We start from the raw sequence: 20,443 nt of genomic DNA on the forward strand, positions 1-20,443 counted from the left end.
TGAGACCGGTTTGCCAGAATCAGGCGAACAGCGCGCTCACCGACTCGCCGTTGTGAATGCGCCGGATGGCCTCGGCGAGCGCCGGCGCCACCGACAGGATGGTCAGCTTGTCCGTGCGGTTCCGCTGCGGGATCGGCACCGTGTTGGTGCAGACGATCTCCTCGATCTCCTTCTCCTCCGACAGCCGCTGCACCGCGTCGTTCGTGAACAGGCCGTGCGTACAGGCCACCCGGACACTGCGCACGTTCCGCTCCCGCAGCCGGGCCAGCAGCTCGAACACCGTGCTGCCCTTGGCGATCTCGTCGTCCAGCACGATCACGTCCCGGTCGGCCACCTCGCCGATCACCGAGCTGATCACCACCTTGTCGTCGGCGAACCGCTGCTTGGCGCCGGCCGCCACCTCGACCCCCAGCATCCGGGCGAACGCGGCGGCCTCCTTCGCGTTGCCCAGGTCCGGGGAGACCACGACGGTGTTGCTCAGGTCATAGCCACGGAAGTGGTGGGCCAGCTCACGCAGCGCGTGCAGGTGGTCCACCGGGATGCCGAAGAACCCGTGCACCTGCGGCGAGTGCAGGGTCATCGCCAGCACCCGGTCGGCGCCCGCGGTGCTCAGCAGATCGGCGACCAGGCGACCGCCGATGGAGATCCGCGGGGCGTCCTTCTTGTCACTGCGGGCGTAGGCGTAGTGCGGCAGGACCACGGTGATCCGGGCCGCCGACGCGCCCCGCGCCGCGTCCAGCATGAACAGCAGCTCGGCCAGGTGCTCCTGGGTCGGCGGCACCAGCGGCTGGATCAGGAAGACGTCCCGCTCCCGGCAGTTCCCCTTCAGCTGCACCTCGATGCAGTCGTTGGCGAACCGGGAGATCTGGGTGGGCATGAGCGGCACCCCAAGGTGCTCGCAGATCTCGGCGGCGAGTTCAGGATGGGCAGATCCGGTGAAAACGGCGATGTCGCGCACGGGGACACCCTATTCACCGGCGCGGACGTTGATTAGTTTGGGCGTCATGAACGGACTCGCCGTCGCCTGCCGCCGGGTAGTGCACATCTATCGCGCCGAGGCGGGCGACGTGGTCGCCCTCGCCGGCGTCGACCTCTCCATCGCCCCCGGCGAGACACTGGCACTGGTCGGCCCGTCCGGCTCCGGCAAGTCCACCCTGATCGCGCTGCTGGCCGGGCTGATGCGCCCGTCCGCCGGCCGGATCAACATCGGCACCTACGACATGGGCAAACTCTCCGACGGCGAGATCTCCCGGCTGCGCGGCACCGAGGTCGGCGTCGTCCTCCAGGGCGCCTCCCGCAACCTGCTGCCCTACGCGTCGCTGCACCGCAACATCCGGCTCGCCCAGCGCCGGGCCGCCCACACCCGCGGCATCGAACTCGACGACCCCGACCGCATCCTCGACCTGGTCGGCCTCCCCGGCCAGGGCCGCCGCAAACTCGCCGACCTCACCCCCGGCGCCCAGCAGCGCGCCGCCCTCGCCGTCGGCATCGCCACCGGCCCCGGCCTGCTGCTCGTCGACGAGCCCACCAGCCGCCTCGACACGGCCGGGCGCGACGAGGTCCTGGACGCCCTGGAGACGGTCAACACCGAACGCCAGACCACCATCGTCGTGGTCACCCACGACAACGAGGTCGGCGCCCGCCTGGGCCGCGCCGTCACCATCCGCGACGGCCGCGTCGGCGCCGAGGGCCGCGACGGCCAGGACTTCGCGGTGGTCGCCGGCGACGGCACGGTCCAGCTGCCGCCGGAGGTGCTGGGCTCATATCCGCCGGGCACGCTCTTCACGGTCCAGCACATCGAGGGCGAGGTCACCCTGCTGCCCTCCGGCCACGAGACCTCCGTCTAGGGCTGCGGCTCACCCCTTTTTCCGGTACGGGCTGGGACCGGTCCCGCCCTACCGGCGACCACCTGCCGGGTCACGCCATTGCCGCCCGCGCCGGGCGGAGCTGCCCACTCACCCGCCCCGATCCCCACGATCGCCCGAGGGTGTCGCCGGTCAGGGGCGAGGCCAGGTGACGACGCCGTCGGTGAGGTGGAGTTCGCGGTCGCAGGCCGCCGCGGCCTCCGGGTCGTGGGTGGCGAAGACGACCGCCGCCCCGCGGGCCGCCTCGGCCCGTAGCAGGTCGAGGACCCGCTGACGGTTCGCCGCGTCGAGTTCGCTGGTCACCTCGTCGGCCAGCACGATCTCCCCGCGCAGTGCCAGGCCGCGCGCCACCGCGGTGCGCTGCTGCTGGCCACCGGAGAGCTCGTCGATCAACTGGTTCGCCTGGCCGGAGAGGCCGAGCGCGTCCAGCGACTCGGAGGTCCGCCGCCGCGCGTCCGCCGGTGAGCCACCGGTCGCGATCACCGCCACCGAGATGTTCTCGGCCGCGGTGAGGATCGCGGCCAGACCGTTGTCCTGCGGAATGAGCACCACCCCGAGCGACACGGCATGATCCCGCCCGGTCAGCGGCCCGCCGTCCACCGAGATCCTCCCGGAACGCGGCGCGAGCAGACCCGCCATCGCCCGCAGCAGCGTGCTCTTCCCGGCCCCGGACGTACCGGTGACCGCGAGCACCTCGCCCGGCCGGACCGTCACGGCGACCCCGCTCAGCACCGGCGTCCCGTCGCCATAGGCGAACGCCGCATCCTCCACCGTCAGCGTCCCCATCGCCGTCCCCTCACTCTTTCAGTCGCCATCACGCCGTCTCCCCGCCGTCTTGAGATCGCCCCGGCCGTTCGGCCGCCGAACCGGCGAACCCGCGGGCCTCATCGGGGCTCGATCCGGCGACGCAGGTCGCGGCCGCCCAGGAAGGCGACGACGAACTGGACCAGCAGGACGGCGCCGGCGGCCGCGAGCAGGGCGGTGACGCGTGGCCAGATGGGCAGCGGCAGGTCGGGCGGGGTGATCCCGGCCAGCGGGAGCGCCCAGCCGGTGAGCCGCCACGCCCCCACCGCGACCAGGACGCCCACCGCGGTCGCGATGGTGACCAGGACCGGGTAGGTCCACAGTGTCGCCTGCCCGGCCGGGCGTGGTCGCAGGCCCTGGGTGCGCAGCGCGGCGAGGTCCTCGGTACGCCGTCCCCGGTCGACGGCCACGGTGAGGGCCAGCGCCCCGGCGCCGAGCAGCCCGGCGAGCACGGCCGCGAGCAGGTGGAACCACAGCGCGACGGCCGGACCCTGCCGGTCGAGCGCTTCGCGCACGGTGGCGGCCGAGGTCTCCGCGACGACCCGGATCCCGGCGGCTTCGAGCCGGTCGACGGCGTCCGCCGGGGCGTTCGGGCCGAGCCAGACCTGTGGTGCCTGGACCTCCCGGCTCTGGACCGCGAGCCGGTCCACGTACTCCAGGTCGGCCACCAGGGCACGGCGCCCGAGCCCGGGCACGGCGGGCAGTTCGGCGACCGGCGTGACCGGGGTGTCCACGACGTTCAGCCCGGGGAGCAGCCCGGCCGGCGGCGCCTCACCCGCGTACGCGATGGGCAGTGGATAGGGCGTGCTGACCGGCTGGATCCACACCGCGTCGACCACGCTCGGGGAGACCTCGACGTCGGCCTGGAGTCCGTCGGGCGCCGCCGACAGGCGTGCGTCCCGGGTGGCCCGCCATCGCGTGGGGTCGGTGAGCGGCGCCGGCGTGTCGGTGCCCAGGCCGCGGATGACGAGCCGGCCGGTGATGTCGGGGACCTTGCCCTCGCCGGACACCCGGATGCCGTTGACCCGGCATCCGCGTTCGCAGACCGGCACGTCCTGCCGGTACGTCTGTGGCCCCGGCGGCACGGTGCCGAGTTCGAGGACGGCGTCGCCGAGCCCGGCCGACGACGACAGCGAGAGGCCGAGCCGCAGCGGCCCACCGGTGGCGGTGACCTCGAACGTGATGTCGGAGCCCGCGAAGGCCGGGGCCTCGGGCGCGCCGGGATGGAGCAGGGTGCGCAGCCGCTCGGGTGCGACGGCGCCGTCCGGCCAGGCGGCGACCGCGCCCAGCCGGGCGGTGTCGACGGCGATCCCGGGGGGCGAGCCGGTGCCGCCGCTGGGCAGGGGGGTGACGGCCATCGCCCATCGCGCGTCCGGGTCGGCGGCGGCGACCGCGGTGAGCAGCCGCTGCCGGGTGATCGGCTGGACGGTGAGGACCCGGTCGGCGCCGGTGCCGAGGTACGCCGTGACGGCCCGTCCCTGGGCCGCCGTGTCGACCGCGGCGGTGGCGAAGCCGGCGACCGCGGCGGACGCGACCAGCAGGGCGAACAGGCGCCCGGCGCCGGGCCGGCGGGACAGTTGGACGCCGGCCAGCGCGATGCCGAGCCGGCCGCGCCGCAGGGCGCCTGCCGCGTACCGGTTGACCAGCGGGAGCAGGGCACGGGCGCAGACCAGGGCGAGGGACAGGATGATCAGGGCCGGCGCGAACAGCCCGAGGCCCTCCAGCGGGTCGCCGGCGAGCGCGTACTGGATGCCGGTGACGACGGCGAGCACCACGACCGCCACCTCGGAGACGCCGGGCAGGCCCCGGTCGCGGGACGGCGCCCGGCGCAGCAGGCCGGCCACCGGGCTGGTGAGCTGCCGCCGCTGGGCCAGGACCGCGGCGGCCAGTGCGGCCAGCGCGGCGAACGGCGCGTACCGCAGCGAGGTGAAGGCCGGTTCCGCGCCGACGCCGGGGAAGATGAGGCCGGTCACCGCGTTGACGAGCAGTTGCCCGGCGAGGCATCCGGCCAGGGCGCCGGCCAGCACCGCGGCGAGGCTCTCACCGGTCGCCAGCCACCAGCGGGTCCACCAGCGGGCGCCGCGCAGCGCGACGACGGCCAGTTCGCTCTGCCGGCCCTGGGCGCCGTAGCCGACGGTCAGGTAGATGGTGAAGCAGGCCAGCAGCACCAGCGGCACGGCCATCACCGGCACCAGCAGGCGGGCCGCGGCCCGGCCCTGGTCGATGCGGTCGAGCAGCACCGGGATGCCGCTGTCGAACTGGAGCGGCTCGTCGAGTTCGCCGACCGCCTTGTCGACCGCGGTGAGTTCGGTGCGCAGCCGCTCGAGGCGGTCGATGCCGATGACACCGGGCTCGGCGATCCCGTCGATCGCCATCGCCGTGGTGGTCCGCTGCATCGTGCTCAGGGTCGCGGCGTTGGTGAAGACCGGTTCGCCGGGGCCCGTGTCGACGCCGGAGACGAAGTAGCCGTGCAGTCCCCAGTACGACGCACCGGCATCCACCGGCCGGTACGTGCCGACCACGGTCAGCGTCTTCGGCGCGCCCTCGGCGACGTACGTGATCGGCTGGACCGCGCCGTTCTGCCGGGCCGCGCTCAGCTCGATCCGGTCGCCGGCGGCTAGGCCGAGCCGTTGGGCGGTCCGCTCGCCGATCAGCGCGTCGCCCTCGGCGGCCAGGCAGCGGCCGGTGAGGACGACCACGTGGGCGCAGACCTCCTGCCGGAAGACCAGCCGGCTCGGGAAGGTGTCGGCCACCTCGATGCCGACGGTGGGCACCTCGGCGGCGTGGTAGTAGTCGAATCCCTCCAGGTCGAGCAGGACCTCGCCGATCTCCGGGAACCGCAGGTCGCCGGTGCTGGCGTCGCCGCTGGCACTGTCGTACGACCGGCGGGCGGCCATGGTCAGTTCCCGGGTGGCGGCCGTGGCGATCTGGCCGTCGGCGATCGCGCGTTCGGCGGCGATCAGGTAGGCCGGGGCCGCGACCGCCGAGGCGACGGCGAGCAGGGACAGCAGGGCGAGGGTGAGTGCCTGCCCCCGCCGGCTCCAGATCATCGCGAGGACCAGGGAGATCATCGGCCGCCCTCCGGCTCGCGCAGGCTCCGCAGCAGGGGTGACTGGACCAGCCAGCCGGTCAGTCCGAGGACCGCCAGCGAGACGAGGGTCGCGACGGTGACCGCCACGGTGTCCAGTGGATCGGGTGGGGCGAGGACCGCCCAGCCGTCGGTGAACGCCGGCACCGACCGGCCGGTGATCGCGACGGCCAGGAGCGCCGCCAGCACGCCGCCGAGGACGCCCGTCAGGATCGGCACGGCGGTTCCGGCGTACGCCGTGGTGATCGCGACCCGGCGGGACAGGCCCTGGTCGCGCAGCACCCGGAGCTGTTCGGCGAGGGACCGGCGGTCGGCGGTGGCGGCGACCGCGACGGTGGCCGCCGCGATGAGCAGCGCCGCGATGCCCGCCACCAGGGCGAACCGGACGACGACGGCGGGGCCCTGGTCGCCGAGCCGGGACGCGTGGGCTTCGGTGGTGGCGCTGCCGGCCACGGTCAGCCCGGCCGCGGCCAGGTCCTCGACGATGCCGGGGCGGGCGCCGGGCGCCAGCCACACCTGGTAGACCCCGCCCGGGTCGATCTCGGCGGCCACCCGGCGGACCGAGTCCAGGTCGACGACCAGGCCGGTGCTCCCGAGCATGGGCAGGGCGGTCACCTTGCCGAGAATCCGCACCGGGACGGGGTCCCCGTACAGGCTCACGGCGGGGTCGTCGTCCCGCCAGCCGTCCGGTTCCGGCCCGGCGACCAGGGCGGGCAGCGGCAGCAGCGGGTCCGACGCCCACGCCTCGGCACCCACCGGGACGCCGGTCGCGTTGCGGTCGGTGGCCAGCCGGAGGGTCCCGTCGACGGTCGTGACGTCGAGGGCCGCGCCCTTCGTCCCGGCGCGCCACCGGGTGATGTCGCCGAGGGCGGCGGCGTCCAGGATCCCGTCGGCCGTCCCGTTCTGGCCGAGCCCGGCGACGGTGACCACGGCGCCGGGCGGCGGCGGTTCGATCCGGCCGTCCGGGTCCGGGGGTGTGGTCATCTCCCAGCGCACGATCCGGCAGCCGGGTGCGGTGGCGCAGGCGGGCACCGGGGCGGTCACGGTCTGTTCGCCCGCGTGCAGCGTGCCGAATCCGGCGGTCAGCACCGTCCCGGTGGCCTCGTGCTGGAGGCGGAGGTCGAGCGCCACGTCGGCGGGGCCGTCGCGGCGGGCCCGGAGGGTGAGCCGGTCGCCGGTGATCAGTGCCGGCTCCTGCCGGCCGGCGGCCGCGGCGGAGGGCAGCGCGTCGACCGGGCCGTACTCCGGGCGCCAGCCGGCGACCGCTGCGAGCCGGGTGCTGTCGACCTCGAGGATCTCCCGCTCGCCGGACCAGGTGCGGACGGCGGCCATCGCCTCGTGGCCGCCGGGGTCGGTGCTGCGGACGGCGTGCAGCAGGGCCGTCCGGTTGGGCGCCTCGACGGTGAGGACACGCTCGGCGCCCATCTCGGCGGCGCTGCGGGCGAACCGAGCCCCGGTCTCCGCGGCCCAGCCGCCGGCCGCCGTGGTGAACAGCGCGACGGCCACCACGACCAGCGCGAACACCCGGTCGGTGCCGGGTGAGCGGGAGATCCGCAGGGCGGTGAGGCCGGTACGCAGACGGCCGGTGCGCAGCGCGGCGACGCCGCCCCGGACCGCGATCAGGCTCAGCAGCCGGGCCGCCGCCAGGCCGACGGTGAGCGCGACGAGCGCGGGCGCGGCCGGGCCCAGCCCCTCCTCGGGGTCGCCCGACCAGGCCTGGTAGATCGCGGCGGCGGCGACGGCGAGCAGCAGCACGTCGACGAACGCCGGCCGCCAGGCCCGGACCCGGGCGGTGCCGCTGAGCAGCTCCGACACCGGCCGGACGAGCATCGACGCCTCGACCGCGGCGAGCACCGCGAGGCTGCCGGCGAGGACCGCCACCACGGCCGCCGCGGAGTACCGCAGCGCGATCCCCTGGTCGGCGGTGATGTGCACCGGGCCGGCGAGCGCCCAGCCCACCAGGTAGCCGAGGGGCGCGCCGATGGCGACACCGGCGAGCAGTGGCACCAGGTGCTGGCCCCAGGCCAGCCGCAGGGTGCCGAAGCGGCCCACCCCGCGCAGCTTGAGCAGGGCGGCGTCGGCCCGGCGGTCCCGCGACGTGTACCACCCGGCGAGGCCGACGGCGAACCAGGTGAGGATCAGCATCTGGGCGCCCGCGGTCATGACGCCCCGCAGGATGATGTCGCGGTCGCGGGTGATGGCCAGGTGGAGCGGGCGGGCCATGGTGCTCAGCCGCAGCGCGTGGCTGCCGAGCCGGCGGTCGGCCGCGGTGAGCTCGGTGGCGAGGTCGTAGCCGCCGTCGCCGCGCAGCAGCGCGTCCGGCAGCACCACGTCGTACGCCATGGTCGGGGTCCACAGCTCGGAGTGCCGGAACGTGCCGGTCACGGTGAACGCCGGGTCCGGCTCGGCCTCGGCCCGGAAGAGCCGGTCGCTCCAGTAGGTCCCGGCCGGGTCGACCAGGGTGTAGACGGCGGTCACCCGCAGGTCGAGCGGGCCGTTCGAGGTGGAGGTGAGGATGCTCAGGGAGCCGCCGACGGTGACGCCGAACCGCTGTGCCGCCTCGGCGCTGAGCGCGACCTCGCCGCGTGCCCGGGGGCACTGCCCGTCCAGCCGGACGTGGTCGCAGAACCCGTCCCGGTACGCCAGCGACATGCTGCTGCTGGCCACCCCGGTCCGTACGCTGAGCGGCCGGATCATCCCGGCGACGCCGTCGCCGACACCGGACGGCAGCCCTTCCCGGACACGGTCACTGAACCGGCGCAGTTCGCCGTCCGGGTCACCCTGGGTGTCCACCCGGTTCGCCACCGAGACGGTGCGCTGGGTGGCCGGGGCGGCCTCCAGGTAGGCGTTCGCGGCGTCGGCGGCCGCGGCGAATCCGTACCACGGCCCGGCGGCCGCGACGGCGGCTGCCAGCGCGGTCAGCACGAGAATCGTCAGCACCTGCGCGGCCCGGACGCGCACGGCGCCGATGACCAGCCCGAACATTCACCCTCCCCCGGTTGCCGGGGAACGTTACGCGATCGGGTGACGGGCCTGGGACCCCCTGTGGATAACGGTTGCTGAACCGATTCACAGCCAGTTGCGGCGCTTGAAGTAGGCGTACAGGCCGCTGCCGGTGAGGACGATGCAGGCGGTGCTGACCAGGAATCCCCACCACTTCTCGTACCCGGGGTAGGGAAGATTCTGGCCGAAGTATCCGGTGATGGCCGTGGGGATGGCGATGATGGCGGCCCAGGCGGCCAGCTTGCGGGTGACGTCGTTGAGCGCGTTGCTCTGCTCGGCCAGGTCGTCGTCGAGCAGCTCGGTGATCCGGTTGCGGGAGTGCTCGATCAGATCGACGGCCCGTCGCGCGTGGTCCTCGACGTCCCGGTAGTACGGCCACAGGTGGTGCTCGTCGGCGGCCAGCGCCCGGCCGGCCTCGCGCACCACGTCCGGCATCGGGGCGACCGCCCGCCGCAGGCCGGCCAGGGTCCGTCGCAGGGCGAAGCCGCGCCGCCGGACGTCGCGGGGCGCCGCTCCCTCGCCGATCATCCGGTCCTCGATGCCGTCCATGCTCTCGTCGATCCGCTGGGCGGTCGCGTACTGTCCGTCGACCACGGCGTCGAGCAGCCCGTACACCAGAAATTCGACGCCGCCGGCGGCGGGTCGCTCGTCGGCGTCCCACCGGTCCAGATGGAGGTCCACCTCGCTGGGCGGCTTACGCACCGTGATCAGCGCGCGCGGCGTGATGAACGCGCTGATCTCGGTCTTGCGCACCTCGTCGTCGAACGCGACCGCGTAGAGGTTGAGGAACAGGTGGTTGTGGTAGTGGTCCAGTTTGGGCCGCTCGTGGCCGGTGACCGCGTCCTCGACGGCGAGCGGGTGCAGCTCGAACTCGGCGGCGAGGGCCCGCAGCCGGTCCGGCCCCGGATCGACGAGGTCGAGCCACAGCACGGCGCCCGGCTCCGCGCCGAGGCGGGCGCCCGCCTCGGCGGCGTCGAACCCCTCCGCGACCAGGCGGCCTTTCACGTAGAGACGGCTGCTCACGCACCCACTATGCCCATGGCCCGAGCGCGGGGAAACCGGGCCTCGGTCAGACGGTCTCCAGGACCTTCGGCGCGGCTGCGGACGCCGGCCTGCGCCGCAACATCCAGAGACTGACCGGTACGCCCACCGCCACCAGGACCGCGGCGATGACCAGCGAGAACCGGTACCCCTCAAGGTAGCGGTGCAGTTCGGTGCCGCCGGCGGCGTTCGCCCGGTTGGTCAGGATCGCGCCGAGAACGGTCACGCCGAGCAGCCCGAACACCTCGCGGGAGACGTTCAGCATCCCGGAGGCGATACCGGCCCGCTGCGGTGGCAGCGCGTCGACGACCACGGTGTTCAGCGGGATGAGCAGGCCGCCGCCCACGCCGTAGAGCAGGAACCAGGGCAGCAGGTCGCCGTAGGTGGTGCCCTCGCCGTACTGGGCGATGCCACCGATCGCGGCCGCCATCACCGCGAGACCGAAAGCGGTCACCCGGGCCACGCCGTACCGCAGCTCCAGGCGGGGCGCCAGGACCGCGCCGGCGGCCGTGATGATCGCCATCGGGATGAACGCGGCGCCCGCCTCGGTCGGCGTGAAGCCGAGCACGTTCTGCAGGTAGATGGCCATGTAGAAGTAGATGCCGAACACCCCGAACGCCCACAGGCCCATCGCCAGCAGGCCGCCGGTGAACATCCGGGAGCGGAAGAACGCGAGATCCACCATCGAGTCGGCGTTGCGGTTCTGGAGGATCACGAAGAGCACGGCCGCTGCCGCGGCAACCCCGAAGGACCCCAGGATGAGCGGCGAGGTCCAGCCCTCCGCGTCGCCTTCGATCAGCGCGTACGTCAGTGCGAACAGCCCGGTCGAGGAAGTGGCGAGCCCGGCCGGGTCGAGGCGGCGCAGGACTCCCGCCGAGCGGCCGCGGAGGGTGCGCCGGGGCACGCTGAGCAGGGTCAGCGCCAGCGTCGCGACGCCGATCGGCAGGTTGATCAGGAAGATCCAGCCCCAGGAGACGTGCTCGCTGAGCACCCCGCCGGTGAACGGGCCGACCGCCAGGGCGAGCGCACCCACCCCGCCCCAGACACCGATGGCGGCGGCCCGCTCCTTCGGGTCCGGGAACAGCTCCTGGAGCAGGGCCAGCGATGCGGGTGCGAGCAGCGCCGCGCCGACGCCCTGCACCGCCCGGGCACCGATGAGCAGCGCCTGACCGTCGGCGAGCCCGGCCACGACCGAGGCGCCCGTGAAGATCACCAGGCCGGACAGGAACGCGAACCGGGTGCCGAGCACGTCCGCGACGCGGCCACCGGCCAGCAGCAGGCCGGCGAAGACCAGGATGTACGCGCTGGTGATCCATTCCAGGCCGGCGATGCTCAGGCCGAGATCACGCTGAATGCTGGGTAGTGCGACGTTTACCACGTTGTTGTCCAGATACGTCATGAAGGTCCCGAGCGCTACCGCGACGAGCGCCCACCACCGCCGGTTGTTCTTCATCAGCCCTCCCCTGTACGCCGTCCATGTACAACGTACATGTACTCCGTACATGAGACCTGTACGTTGTATGGTTGTCAAGTGACGGGTGATCGACTGACCAAGGCGGCCGTGGCCGAGCGCGCCCTGCGCCTCGCCGACGAGGAGGGCCTCGAGGCGGTCACCGTGCGTAGGCTCGCCAAGGAGCTGGGCGTCACCCCGATGGCGCTCTACTGGCACTTCAAGAACAAGGACGAGCTGTTCCTGGGCATGGTCGACCACATGCTCTCCGGAGTCCGCTCGGATCCGCGCGCCGGCGAGTCCTGGCAGAAACGGCTACGCGCCGTGGTCGAGACCGTGATCGGCGTGATGCGGGCGCACCCCTCGCTGCCGACCCTGCTGCACTCGGTGGACAAGACACGGACCGAGAGCTTCAACCGCGCCACCAACGACACCCTGGCCCTGCTGACCGAGGCGGGATTCACCGTCGAGGAGGGCTTCTGGGTGGCGACCTACCTCCTGAACGGCTGCATCGGCATCGTCGGCGCCCAGCCCGGCTGCCCGCCCGGGTTGCCGCCCGAGCAGGAGCCGGAGTGGCGGCGGCAGAAGCGGGTGCAGCTGGAGGGCATGCCGGCCGCCCGGTTCCCGATGATGATCGAGCTCGCCGCGTCGTACCGGGACGAGCCCGACATGGAGCGCTACTACGCCTTCTGCGCCGACCTGCTGCTCGCCGCGGTGGAGTCGATGGCCGCGGCCAGGGGATCACAACACCGCTGAACCGTCCGAAAGAGAGGGCGCCGAAGGCCACCACCGGCCATCGGCGTCCCATAGACGGCTGTGCGGATTCGGACACATCCAGACATCCGAGTGCATCTTTTTGCAAGAACTTGGGCAGCTCTTCCAGCTCCTGAAAGAACTTGCTAGCGTCCAGCGCAAATGAACGCGGGATTACCAACTCGTCAAGCCCGCATATCCCCCGTGACACCGCCGTCCCCGAGGTGGTTGGAGGCTCTTCCATGTCCCGAATACTCCGCAGAGTGCTTGCGGTGCTCTGCGCCGTACCACTGCTGCTCTTGACGGAACTCCCGGCCGCGCACGCGGCAACCACGGTGACCGTCTACTACCAGGCGCCCACGTCCTGGACGACGGTGAACATCCACTACGCCCCGACCGGCGGATCCTGGACCACCGTGCCGGGCGTCGCGATGAGCGCCTACAGCGGCTGCTCCGGCTGGTACGTCAAGGAACTCGACCTCGGCACCGCCACCGGCATGCAGGTCGTCTTCAACAACGGCTCCGGCACCTGGGACAACAACTCGGGCGCCAACTACAGCGCCGGGACCGGCATCGTCACCGTCTCCGGCGGCGCGGTCAGCTCGTCGGTGCCGTGCAGCACCTCCAGCAACTCGGCGACGGTCTACTACAAGACCTCGTGGACCACGACCTACCTGCACTACGCGCCGAGCGGCGGATCCTGGACCACGGTTCCGGGCGTGGTGATGAACGAGGAGGCGTGCACCGGCTGGGTCCGCAAGACCGTCAGCCTCGGCACCGCCACCGCCTGGTCGGCGACCTTCAACAACGGGTCCGGGACCTGGGACAACAACTCCAGCAAGAACTACGCGCTGGGGACCGGGACGACCACCGTCAACGGCGGCGTCGTCACCGCGAACGCGGCCAGCCCGTGCGTGACCGCCCCCGACGACACCACGGCCCCGACCGCGCCGACCGCGCTGACCGCCACCGCGGCGGGCACCACGGTCACCCTCGGCTGGACCGCCGCCACCGACAACGTGGGCGTCGTCGGCTACCGCATCACCCGGGGCAACACGGTGCTGAGCAGCTCGACCACCGGCTACACCGACCGGGAACTGAGCGCGAACACCGCCTACACCTACCAGGTGCAGGCGCTCGACGCGGCCGGGAACCTCTCCACCGCCGCCTCGGCGACCGTCACCACCGGCGCGGCCGACCCGGCCCCGGCCGGCGGCGAGATGCTCGGCGGCGACCCGCGCAAGGACAGCATCTACTTCATCCTCACCGCGCGGTTCAACGACGGTGACACCAGCAACAACCGTGGCGGCAGCCAGCACACCAAGTCCGGCAACGAGGCCAACAGCGACCCGATGTTCCGGGGCGACTTCAAGGGCCTGGTCGACAAGCTCGACTACATCAAGGGCCTCGGCTTCTCCGCCATCTGGATCACGCCGGTCGTGCTGAACCGGTCCGACTACGACTTCCACGGCTACCACGGCTGGGACTTCTACCAGGTCGACCCGCGGCTGGAGTCGGACGGCGCGTCCTACCAGGAGCTGATCGACGCGGCCCACGCCAAGGGCCTCAAGATCTACCAGGACATCGTCCTCAACCACAGCTCCCGCTGGGGCGCGAACGGCCTCTACACGCCGACCGTCTACGGCGTCCGGGACAGCCAGTGGAGCTGGTACTACAGCGAGAAGGTCGCCGGGAAGACCTACAACCCGCTCGAGGAGGACTCCGGGGCGACCAACGCGCTCGCCAAGGGCCGCACCTACAACGGCGACCTGTGGAGCGGCACCGCCCCCGCCTCCAACACCTGCCCCAACTACGGGGTGGCGACCGGCGGCAAGAGCGCCGAGGGATACGCCCTCTACAACTGCCAGTGGCCGCAGCCGACCAACAAGATGTTCCCGTCGACGCTCTACCACCAGTGCTGGATCGGCAACTGGGAGGGTGAGGACGCCCGGTCCTGCTGGCTGCACGAGGACCTGGCCGACTTCAACACCGAGAACTCCGTGGTCCAGGACTACCTGATCGGTGCGTACGAGAAGTACATCGACATGGGCGTGGACGGCTTCCGCATCGACACCGCCGTGCACATCCCGCGCGTCACCTGGAACCGCCGCTTCCTGCCGGCCTTCCAGCAGAGCCTCACCGAGAAGTACGGCGCCACCAAGGCCAAGGACTTCTACATCTTCGGCGAGGTCGCGGCGTTCGTGAACGACAAGTGGAACCGGGGCTCGGTCAACCACTCCGCCCAGTTCTTCACCTGGAAGGAACGTTCCACCTATTCGGCCGACGATGTGACGGCGGCGATCGAGCAGTTCAACTACGAGAACAACCTGGGTACGGGCAACCAGCCGACCAGCACCAACGCGTTCCTGTCGGGCAACACGTACCACGCTCCCGACTACAGCCAGTTCTCCGGCATGAACATCATCGACATGCGCATGCACATGAACTTCAGCGACGCGAACAACGCGTACTGGAACGGCAAGGACTCGGACGACTCGGTCAACGACGCCACCTACAACGTCGTCTACGTCGACTCGCACGACTACGGGCCGAACAAGTCCTCGACCCGCTACACCGGCGGCACCGACGCCTGGGCCGAGAACATGACGCTCATGTGGACGTTCCGTGGCATCCCGACGCTGTACTACGGCTCGGAGATCGAGTTCCAGGCCGGCAAGCAGATCGACTGCGGCCCGACCTGCCCGCTCGCCACCACCGGCCGGGCCTACTACGGCGCCAGCCTCGCCGGCAGCGTCACCGCCAGCGACTACGGGGTGGTCAGCTCGGCCAGCGGCCAGGTCGCCACGACGCTGAACCAGCCGCTGGTCAAGCACCTCCAGCGGCTCAACCAGATCCGCCGGGCGGTCCCCGCGCTCCAGATGGGCCAGTACTCGACCGAGGGTGTCAGCGGCAACATGGCCTACAAGCGCCGCTACACCGCCAACGGGGTGGACAGTTTCGCGCTGATCGCCGTCTCCGCCGGAGCGACCTTCAGCGGCATCCCGAACGGCACCTACGTCGACGCGGTCACCGGTGACACCAAGACCGTCACCGGCGGCTCCCTGACCATCGACCTGAACGCGAAGGGCAACCTCCGCGTCTACGTCCTCAGCACCAGCGCCACCCCGGCGCCGGGCAAGGTCGGCACCGCCACCGCCTACCTGAAGTAGCCGTCCCCCTTTCACCGCGCCGGCCGGGCCTCCCGGCCGGCGCGGTTCTTTTCGTCAGGCGCCGACCAGGTGGGCGACGGCGTTCGCCGCTTCGGGGTACGCCGTGAGCAGCGCCGCCGCCACCGCCTCGTCCCCGCCCGGCCCCATCGCGACCGGTGTCCACTCGCCCTCGCAGCCGAGAAGGGCCGCCACCGCGTCCGCCGACGGCCGACCGGCCGCCAGGAGGACCGCGGCGGCGCTCGCCGGACCCGCCGGCACGACGGCCGGCCGGGCACGGGCCGGCGCCTTCCACGGCGGGATCCACGAGTCGAGCGCGGCGAGTGCGCCCGGGAAGGTGCGGCCCGCCTCCCTGGTCAGCACCGGCACCAGCTCGGCGGCCTGCTGTCGCAACGTCATGATCAGATTGGGCAGCCAGGGCAGCAGCACCGGGTCGGGCAGTTGCCCGAACGCCCGGGACAGGGTCTCCACCACGAACGGCGCCAGCCTCGGCACCGGTTCGAGAGCCTGCACGAACCCGCTCACGTACTGCGGGACGGCCGGCACCACCAGCGGGTTGCCGAGCAGCTCACCGACCCGGGCCCGCAGGTCGGCCAGCGGCAGGGCGCCCAACTGGTGCAGCGCCGCCCAGAGCAGGGCCACCTTCGCCGGAGACTCCGGATGCGACTGCCGGACCGCGATCTCCAACTGGGTGCGGTCGCAGCCCAGGGACAGGGCGAGGCTCTCCAAGCTGAACAGGAACCCGAGCATCGCACCGACCTGCCGCACCCCGGTCGCCTCGTCGACGAAGGCGGTCGGCAGCAGGGTGCAGTAATGCGCGTACCCCGTGGTCACGAAGCGCTCGCACCACGCCGGAAGCACCGGCGTGGTGGCGCGGTAGTGGCCGAGCAGCCGGCGGATCCGGCGGAGCACCGCCGGCGCGTCGTCGACCGTGCGTTCCGCCGACAGCAGCTCGATGGCGCGGGCGCCGAGTTCCTCGGTGAGCCGTGGGCTCTCCAGGAACAACAGGGAGTTCTCCACGGCCTTGAGCGCGATGGCCGCGGTCGCCTTCGGGTCCCAGGCATCCCGGCGCAGCCGCTGTTCGAGGACCTGCTCGACGGTGACGCCCTCGTAGCCCAGCTCGATGACGGCACGCTGGTGGCGGCCGAGGTCGAGGTCCCAGCTCTCCTGGAAGTGCTTCTCGCCGAGCCGGCGGCTGCCCATGATCGGGCGGATCGCCTGGCCGGGCAACAGGTACCGCAGCATCCAGAGAAGCTGGGAGCAGGCGGCCAGCTCGGGCCGGGCGTTCAGGTCGAGCAGCGCCCGCTGGATGCTGCGCTGCTCCAGGTTGAGGCCGAGCGGTTCGAGCCGGTCGAACACGTCCCGGGCCAGCGGGGGCATGGCGTCGTAGCCGACCCGGCCGATCCGGTCGCCACCGAGCAGGATCTCGCACAGCCGCCGCACGTCGCGCCGGCCCGGCACGGTGTCCTTCTCGATGCAGGTGACCGCGGCGTCCTGGAAGTCGTACGGCGTCGGCCGCGCCCGCCCTCGCATGCCGGCCAGCAGGATGGACGTCTCGAAGACCGCGATCGCGTCGGCGGTGCTGGCGAGGTAGCCGTTGCGGCGGGCCAGCCGGACGATGTCGACGCACCAGCCGCGCAGCTCCTCCTCGTCCAGCCCGTCCAGCACGGGCGGGCCGGCGAGGTAGCCGCTGAGGTGGTCGGTCACCGGGCCGGGCGCCGCCGCCGGAACGGGTAGCGCCTTCTTCCGGCTGCTCCGCTGACCCTCCAGCTTGAAGGGGGTGAGCCGGTGCTTGGTGAGCTGCTTCTGCCAGGTGGCGGCCGCGATCGACACCGAGCCGGGCGCCAGCCCGAACTGCGCCTCGATCGCCGAGTGACTGGACGGGATCAGGCCGTAGAGCCAGGTGGTGCCGGTCCGCGGGCTGATCGTGAAATCCGGTGTGCCCGGGGCGGAGCCGGCCTCCGGAACCCGGCCGGCCGCGTGGAAGGCGCCGCAGATGTACAGGCAGTCGGCCGGGTCGGCGCCGGTGGCGGCGAGATGCTCGCGGATCCGGGTCCACATGTAGCGTTCCCGGTCCTCGTCGCTCGCGAAGCGCCGGGTGTCGTGCGGGGCCAGCCGCCGGAACAGGCTGCCGACCAGCACCATCACCTGCCGGTAGGTCTCGTGGTCAGCGCCGGCAAGGGGCTGTTCGACATACTGGTCCCACCACTCGGACCAGTGCCGGACCCGGCCGTGGTGCAGCAGGTGCTCCTCCAGCTCCGCGAAACGGGGCCGCAGGTCACCGATCTCCACACCGACCGCGTCGCCGTGCAGGTCCTCCTCCGGCTCACCCGAGCCGGCCGGGGTCACGTCGGGCTGCCACTGGAAGACGTGGTCGGTGGACCGGTCCACCAGGACCAGCTCCACCCCCGGCGTCTCCAGCGCGTAGGCGACGGCCTGGTACTCCGCTGACGCCTCGGTGATCGGCGCGATCACCGACAGCGGCGCCGACTCCTTCGGGAAGCCCTCCAGCTCGGAGGCGAAAGCCTGCAACGCCACCGGAAGCCGGCAGTTGCGCAGCTCGGTGAGCAGTGGCTGGAGGTCCTCGCACAGCTCCAGGTAGACGACCTTGGGCTGTTTCTCCCGCAGCCGCCGGAGCATGGCCAGAGCGGAGGCCGGCGAGTGGTGGCAGACCGGGAAGATCTCCAGTGGCTCCCGCAGCGCGTGGTCGACGTCGTCGACGATCCCGGTGAGGATCTCCGGCAGCGCCGCCGGCCCGCCGCCGAGCGCCTCGGCGGCGGAGATCAGCTGCTCACGCAGTGAATCGAAGGTCACGACAGGGTCGCAATCGCCTGGCGGCCGCCCTCCAGGAACCCGGTCCACTCGCCGCTCTCCTCACGGCTGCGCGGCTCGATGACGCCGTGCCAGTACTTGTTGAGAATGGCCAGATCCTCCGGGCTGCGCCGGGCCAGCGAACCGACCAGCGAACCGGCCAGCGCCGCCGCGGTCAGCGCGCGGGCGCCGAAGAAGGTGCTGTGCAGGATGGCGTCCTCCAGGACGCCGATCTGCTCGGCGGTGGAGAGCGCCGACTCCAGCCGCTCGTCGTCACCGGAGGCCGCGGCGGAGGCGGCGCGCAGGTCGGCGAAGCTCTGCAGCAGCACGTCGAGCAGGGTGGGCGGGACCTCCAGCTCGATGTTGTGCCGGCGCAGCAGCTCCTCGGTCCGGAAGCGGACGATCTCCGCCTCGCTCTTCCGGTTCGTCACCACCGGGATGCGGACGAAGTTGAACCGCCGCTTGAGCGCCGACGACAGATCGTTGACGCCGCGGTCCCGGCTGTTCGCGGTGGCGATGACGCTGAACCCGGGCTTGGCGAAGACGATGTTGTCGTCGTCCAGCTCGGGAATCGACACGTACTTCTCGGAGAGGATGGAGATCAGCGCGTCCTGGACGTCGCTGGTGGCCCGGGTCAGCTCCTCGAAGCGGCCGATCACGCCGCCCTCCATGGCCGTCATGATCGGCGACGGGATCATCGAGGCGCGGGACTGGCCCTTCGCGATGACCATCGAGACGTTCCACGAATACTTGATGTGGTCCTCGGTGGTGCCCGCGGTGCCCTGCACGACCAGGGTGGAGTTGCGGCTGATGGCCGCGGCGAGCAGCTCGGCGAGCCAGCTCTTGCCGGTGCCCGGGTCGCCGATCAGCAGCAGCCCACGGTCCGAGGCGAGGGTGACGATCGAGCGTTCGACGAAGCTGCGGTCGCCGAACCACTTCGGTGCGATCTCCCGGTCCAGGCCGTCGGCCCGTTCCGAGCCGAGGATGAACAGTCGCACCATCTTCGGGCTGAGGCGCCACGAGAACGGTTTGGGACCGTCGTCGACGGACTCCAGCCAGTCCAGCTCCTCCGCGTACTTGACCTCGGCGGGGGCGCGCAGCATGTCAGACATCGGGAAGTCCTTAACTCTAGGAGGCGACGAAGTTCTTGAGCTCGGTGACGAGCTTGCGGATGTGACCGGAGATCACCGGTGTGCCCAGGTCCTTGAAGCGCTGCCGGAACCAGGGGTTGACGCTCTCGGTGCCGGAGCTGTTGACCGAGCCGACCGGGATGAACTTGACCCCGGATCGGTGCACCGCCTCGATCCCCTCGAACAGCGGCTGCGACCGGTCGAACTCGTAGAAGTCGGAGATCCAGACCAGCGCGGTGTTCCGCGGATCGGCGATCTTGGGCCGGGCCAGGGCCATCGCGACCGGCCCGTCGTTGCCGCCCCCGAGGTTGGTGCGCAGCAGCACCTCGAACGGGTCGTGCACCCATGGGGTGAGGTCGAGCGCCCGGGTGTCGTAGGCGATGAGGTGCACGTCGACCTTGGGCAGGCCCGCGAAGATCGAGGCGAGGATCGTGCAGTTGACCATCGAGTCGACCATCGACCCGGACTGGTCCACCACCACGATCAGGCGGGCCGGCTCGATCCGTTTCGCGGTCTGCCGGTAGTAGAGCCGGTCGACGTAGAGACGCTCGTCCTCCGGGCTCCAGTTCGGCAGGTTCTTCCAGATCGTGCGGTCCAGGTCGAGGTTGCGGTAGACCCGTTTCGGCGGGACCGAGCGGTCGATCCTGCCAACGCTGGCCTGGGCGACCTGGGTGCGCAGCACCGCGGCCACCTCGTCGACGAACCGGCGGATCAGCGCCTTGGCGTTGGCCAGGGCCATGCCGTCCAGATTGTCCTTGTCCCGCAGCAGCTGCTCGATCAGCGACATGCTCGGGGTGAGCTGCCGGGCCAGCCGGTTGTCTGCCAGCACCTCACGCAGCCGCATCCGGCTGACCAGATCGCCCTCGATGCCGGCCAGCGCCGCGCCGAGACCGGAGTCGTCGCCCGCGGACCGGCCCCGCAGCTGCCCGGGCTCGCAGCCCATCGCCCGCTCGAACCGCCCGGCGTCGGCCTGCCAGCGCTGCAACCGCTCGGCGGTCACGTTACCGGTGCCGGTCCCGAAGACGTTGAGCAGCAGTTTCGACACCAGGGCGGCGCGCCGGACCTCGCCGTCGCGGTCGTCGCCGGGATCGCTCATCAGCCCGTCGAACTCCGGCTCCAGCCCCGGGAACCGCTGGATCACGGTGTCCACCGAGACGGCCGGATCGAGCAGCGCGGCCGGCAGCCCCAGGTCACCGACGATCGCCATGCTCGCCGACTCCAGAGCGGTCTGCTCCTCCGGGTCGAACAGGCGGGACAGCAGCCGCCAGTAGAGGATCTGACGACGGGTCTCCTCCGTGGGCGCGCTCATTGCGTGGCGGCGAGGAAACCCA

General features: G+C 72.0%; 12 protein-coding genes. 3 read left to right on the forward strand and 9 right to left on the reverse strand.

Translation table 11 applies throughout. From position 1 onward, the window contains the following. Positions 1–19: 19 nt before the first annotated feature. Positions 20–958 (reverse strand): ribose-phosphate diphosphokinase, encoded by a 939-nt coding sequence (locus BJ964_RS01820; protein ID WP_188119031.1) that lies wholly within the window; start codon positions 956–958, stop codon positions 20–22. 46 nt (positions 959–1,004) lie between these two features. Here BJ964_RS01820 and BJ964_RS01825 point away from each other — a divergent pair, with 46 nt between their 5' ends. Next, entirely contained in the window at positions 1,005–1,847 is an 843-nt protein-coding gene (locus tag BJ964_RS01825; protein ID WP_188119032.1) for an ABC transporter ATP-binding protein, read from the forward strand. A gap of 150 nt (positions 1,848–1,997) precedes the next feature. Here BJ964_RS01825 and BJ964_RS01830 read toward each other — a convergent pair whose 3' ends face one another. From BJ964_RS01830 to BJ964_RS01850, 5 genes are all read right to left on the reverse strand, one after another. Next, positions 1,998–2,651: an ABC transporter ATP-binding protein gene (locus BJ964_RS01830; RefSeq protein WP_188119033.1), complete on the reverse strand. Its 654-nt coding sequence runs from the start codon at positions 2,649–2,651 to the stop codon at positions 1,998–2,000. 98 nt (positions 2,652–2,749) lie between these two features. Beyond that, entirely contained in the window at positions 2,750–5,740 is a 2,991-nt protein-coding gene (locus BJ964_RS01835; protein ID WP_188119034.1) for an FtsX-like permease family protein, read from the reverse strand. After that, positions 5,737–8,742, reverse strand: a complete 3,006-nt coding sequence (locus BJ964_RS01840; RefSeq protein WP_188119035.1) for an ABC transporter permease — start codon at positions 8,740–8,742, stop codon at positions 5,737–5,739. The genes BJ964_RS01835 and BJ964_RS01840 overlap by 4 nt, the downstream gene beginning before the upstream one ends. Before the next feature lie 84 nt (positions 8,743–8,826). Beyond that, positions 8,827–9,783, reverse strand: a complete 957-nt coding sequence (locus tag BJ964_RS01845; RefSeq protein WP_188119036.1) for a magnesium transporter CorA family protein — start codon at positions 9,781–9,783, stop codon at positions 8,827–8,829. A gap of 46 nt (positions 9,784–9,829) precedes the next feature. Further along, on the reverse strand, positions 9,830–11,254 hold the full coding sequence (locus BJ964_RS01850) for a DHA2 family efflux MFS transporter permease subunit (protein WP_188119037.1): 1,425 nt from the start codon (positions 11,252–11,254) through the stop codon (positions 9,830–9,832). A gap of 78 nt (positions 11,255–11,332) precedes the next feature. Here BJ964_RS01850 and BJ964_RS01855 point away from each other — a divergent pair, with 78 nt between their 5' ends. Both BJ964_RS01855 and BJ964_RS01860 read left to right on the forward strand, forming a co-directional pair. Continuing rightward, on the forward strand, positions 11,333–12,007 hold the full coding sequence (locus tag BJ964_RS01855; RefSeq protein ID WP_229806704.1) for a TetR/AcrR family transcriptional regulator: 675 nt from the start codon (positions 11,333–11,335) through the stop codon (positions 12,005–12,007). Between the two features lie 260 nt (positions 12,008–12,267). After that, complete coding sequence (locus tag BJ964_RS01860) at positions 12,268–15,174, forward strand: carbohydrate binding domain-containing protein (RefSeq protein WP_229806703.1); 2,907 nt, start codon at positions 12,268–12,270, stop codon at positions 15,172–15,174. A 54-nt stretch (positions 15,175–15,228) separates the two neighbouring features. Here BJ964_RS01860 and BJ964_RS01865 read toward each other — a convergent pair whose 3' ends face one another. The 3 genes from BJ964_RS01865 to BJ964_RS01875 are packed head-to-tail and all read right to left on the reverse strand — an operon-like array spanning position 15,229 to position 20,421. Then, the gene (locus BJ964_RS01865) at positions 15,229–17,985 is read right to left on the reverse strand and encodes a DUF5682 family protein (RefSeq protein ID WP_188119040.1); all 2,757 of its coding nucleotides are present in this window, start codon (positions 17,983–17,985) and stop codon (positions 15,229–15,231) included. Continuing rightward, positions 17,982–19,094, reverse strand: a complete 1,113-nt coding sequence (locus BJ964_RS01870; RefSeq protein ID WP_188119041.1) for an ATP-binding protein — start codon at positions 19,092–19,094, stop codon at positions 17,982–17,984. The genes BJ964_RS01865 and BJ964_RS01870 overlap by 4 nt, the downstream gene beginning before the upstream one ends. Before the next feature lie 16 nt (positions 19,095–19,110). Next, complete coding sequence (locus BJ964_RS01875; protein WP_188119042.1) at positions 19,111–20,421, reverse strand: vWA domain-containing protein; 1,311 nt, start codon at positions 20,419–20,421, stop codon at positions 19,111–19,113. Positions 20,422–20,443 lie beyond the last annotated feature (22 nt).

Origin of the sequence: Actinoplanes lobatus, assembly GCF_014205215.1 — a bacterium.
In the GTDB taxonomy this organism is placed as follows: Bacteria; Actinomycetota; Actinomycetes; order Mycobacteriales; family Micromonosporaceae; genus Actinoplanes; species Actinoplanes lobatus.

Coding starts and splice junctions, on each gene's coding strand:
- BJ964_RS01825 (WP_188119032.1), top strand. CDS start 1,005: ATGAACGGACTCGCCGTCGCCTGCCGCCGGGTAGTGCACATCTATCGC.
- BJ964_RS01830 (WP_188119033.1), bottom strand. CDS start 2,651: ATGGGGACGCTGACGGTGGAGGATGCGGCGTTCGCCTATGGCGACGGG.
- BJ964_RS01835 (WP_188119034.1), bottom strand. CDS start 5,740: ATGATCTCCCTGGTCCTCGCGATGATCTGGAGCCGGCGGGGGCAGGCA.
- BJ964_RS01840 (WP_188119035.1), bottom strand. CDS start 8,742: ATGTTCGGGCTGGTCATCGGCGCCGTGCGCGTCCGGGCCGCGCAGGTG.
- BJ964_RS01850 (WP_188119037.1), bottom strand. CDS start 11,254: ATGAAGAACAACCGGCGGTGGTGGGCGCTCGTCGCGGTAGCGCTCGGG.
- BJ964_RS01870 (WP_188119041.1), bottom strand. CDS start 19,094: ATGTCTGACATGCTGCGCGCCCCCGCCGAGGTCAAGTACGCGGAGGAG.
- BJ964_RS01875 (WP_188119042.1), bottom strand. CDS start 20,421: ATGAGCGCGCCCACGGAGGAGACCCGTCGTCAGATCCTCTACTGGCGG.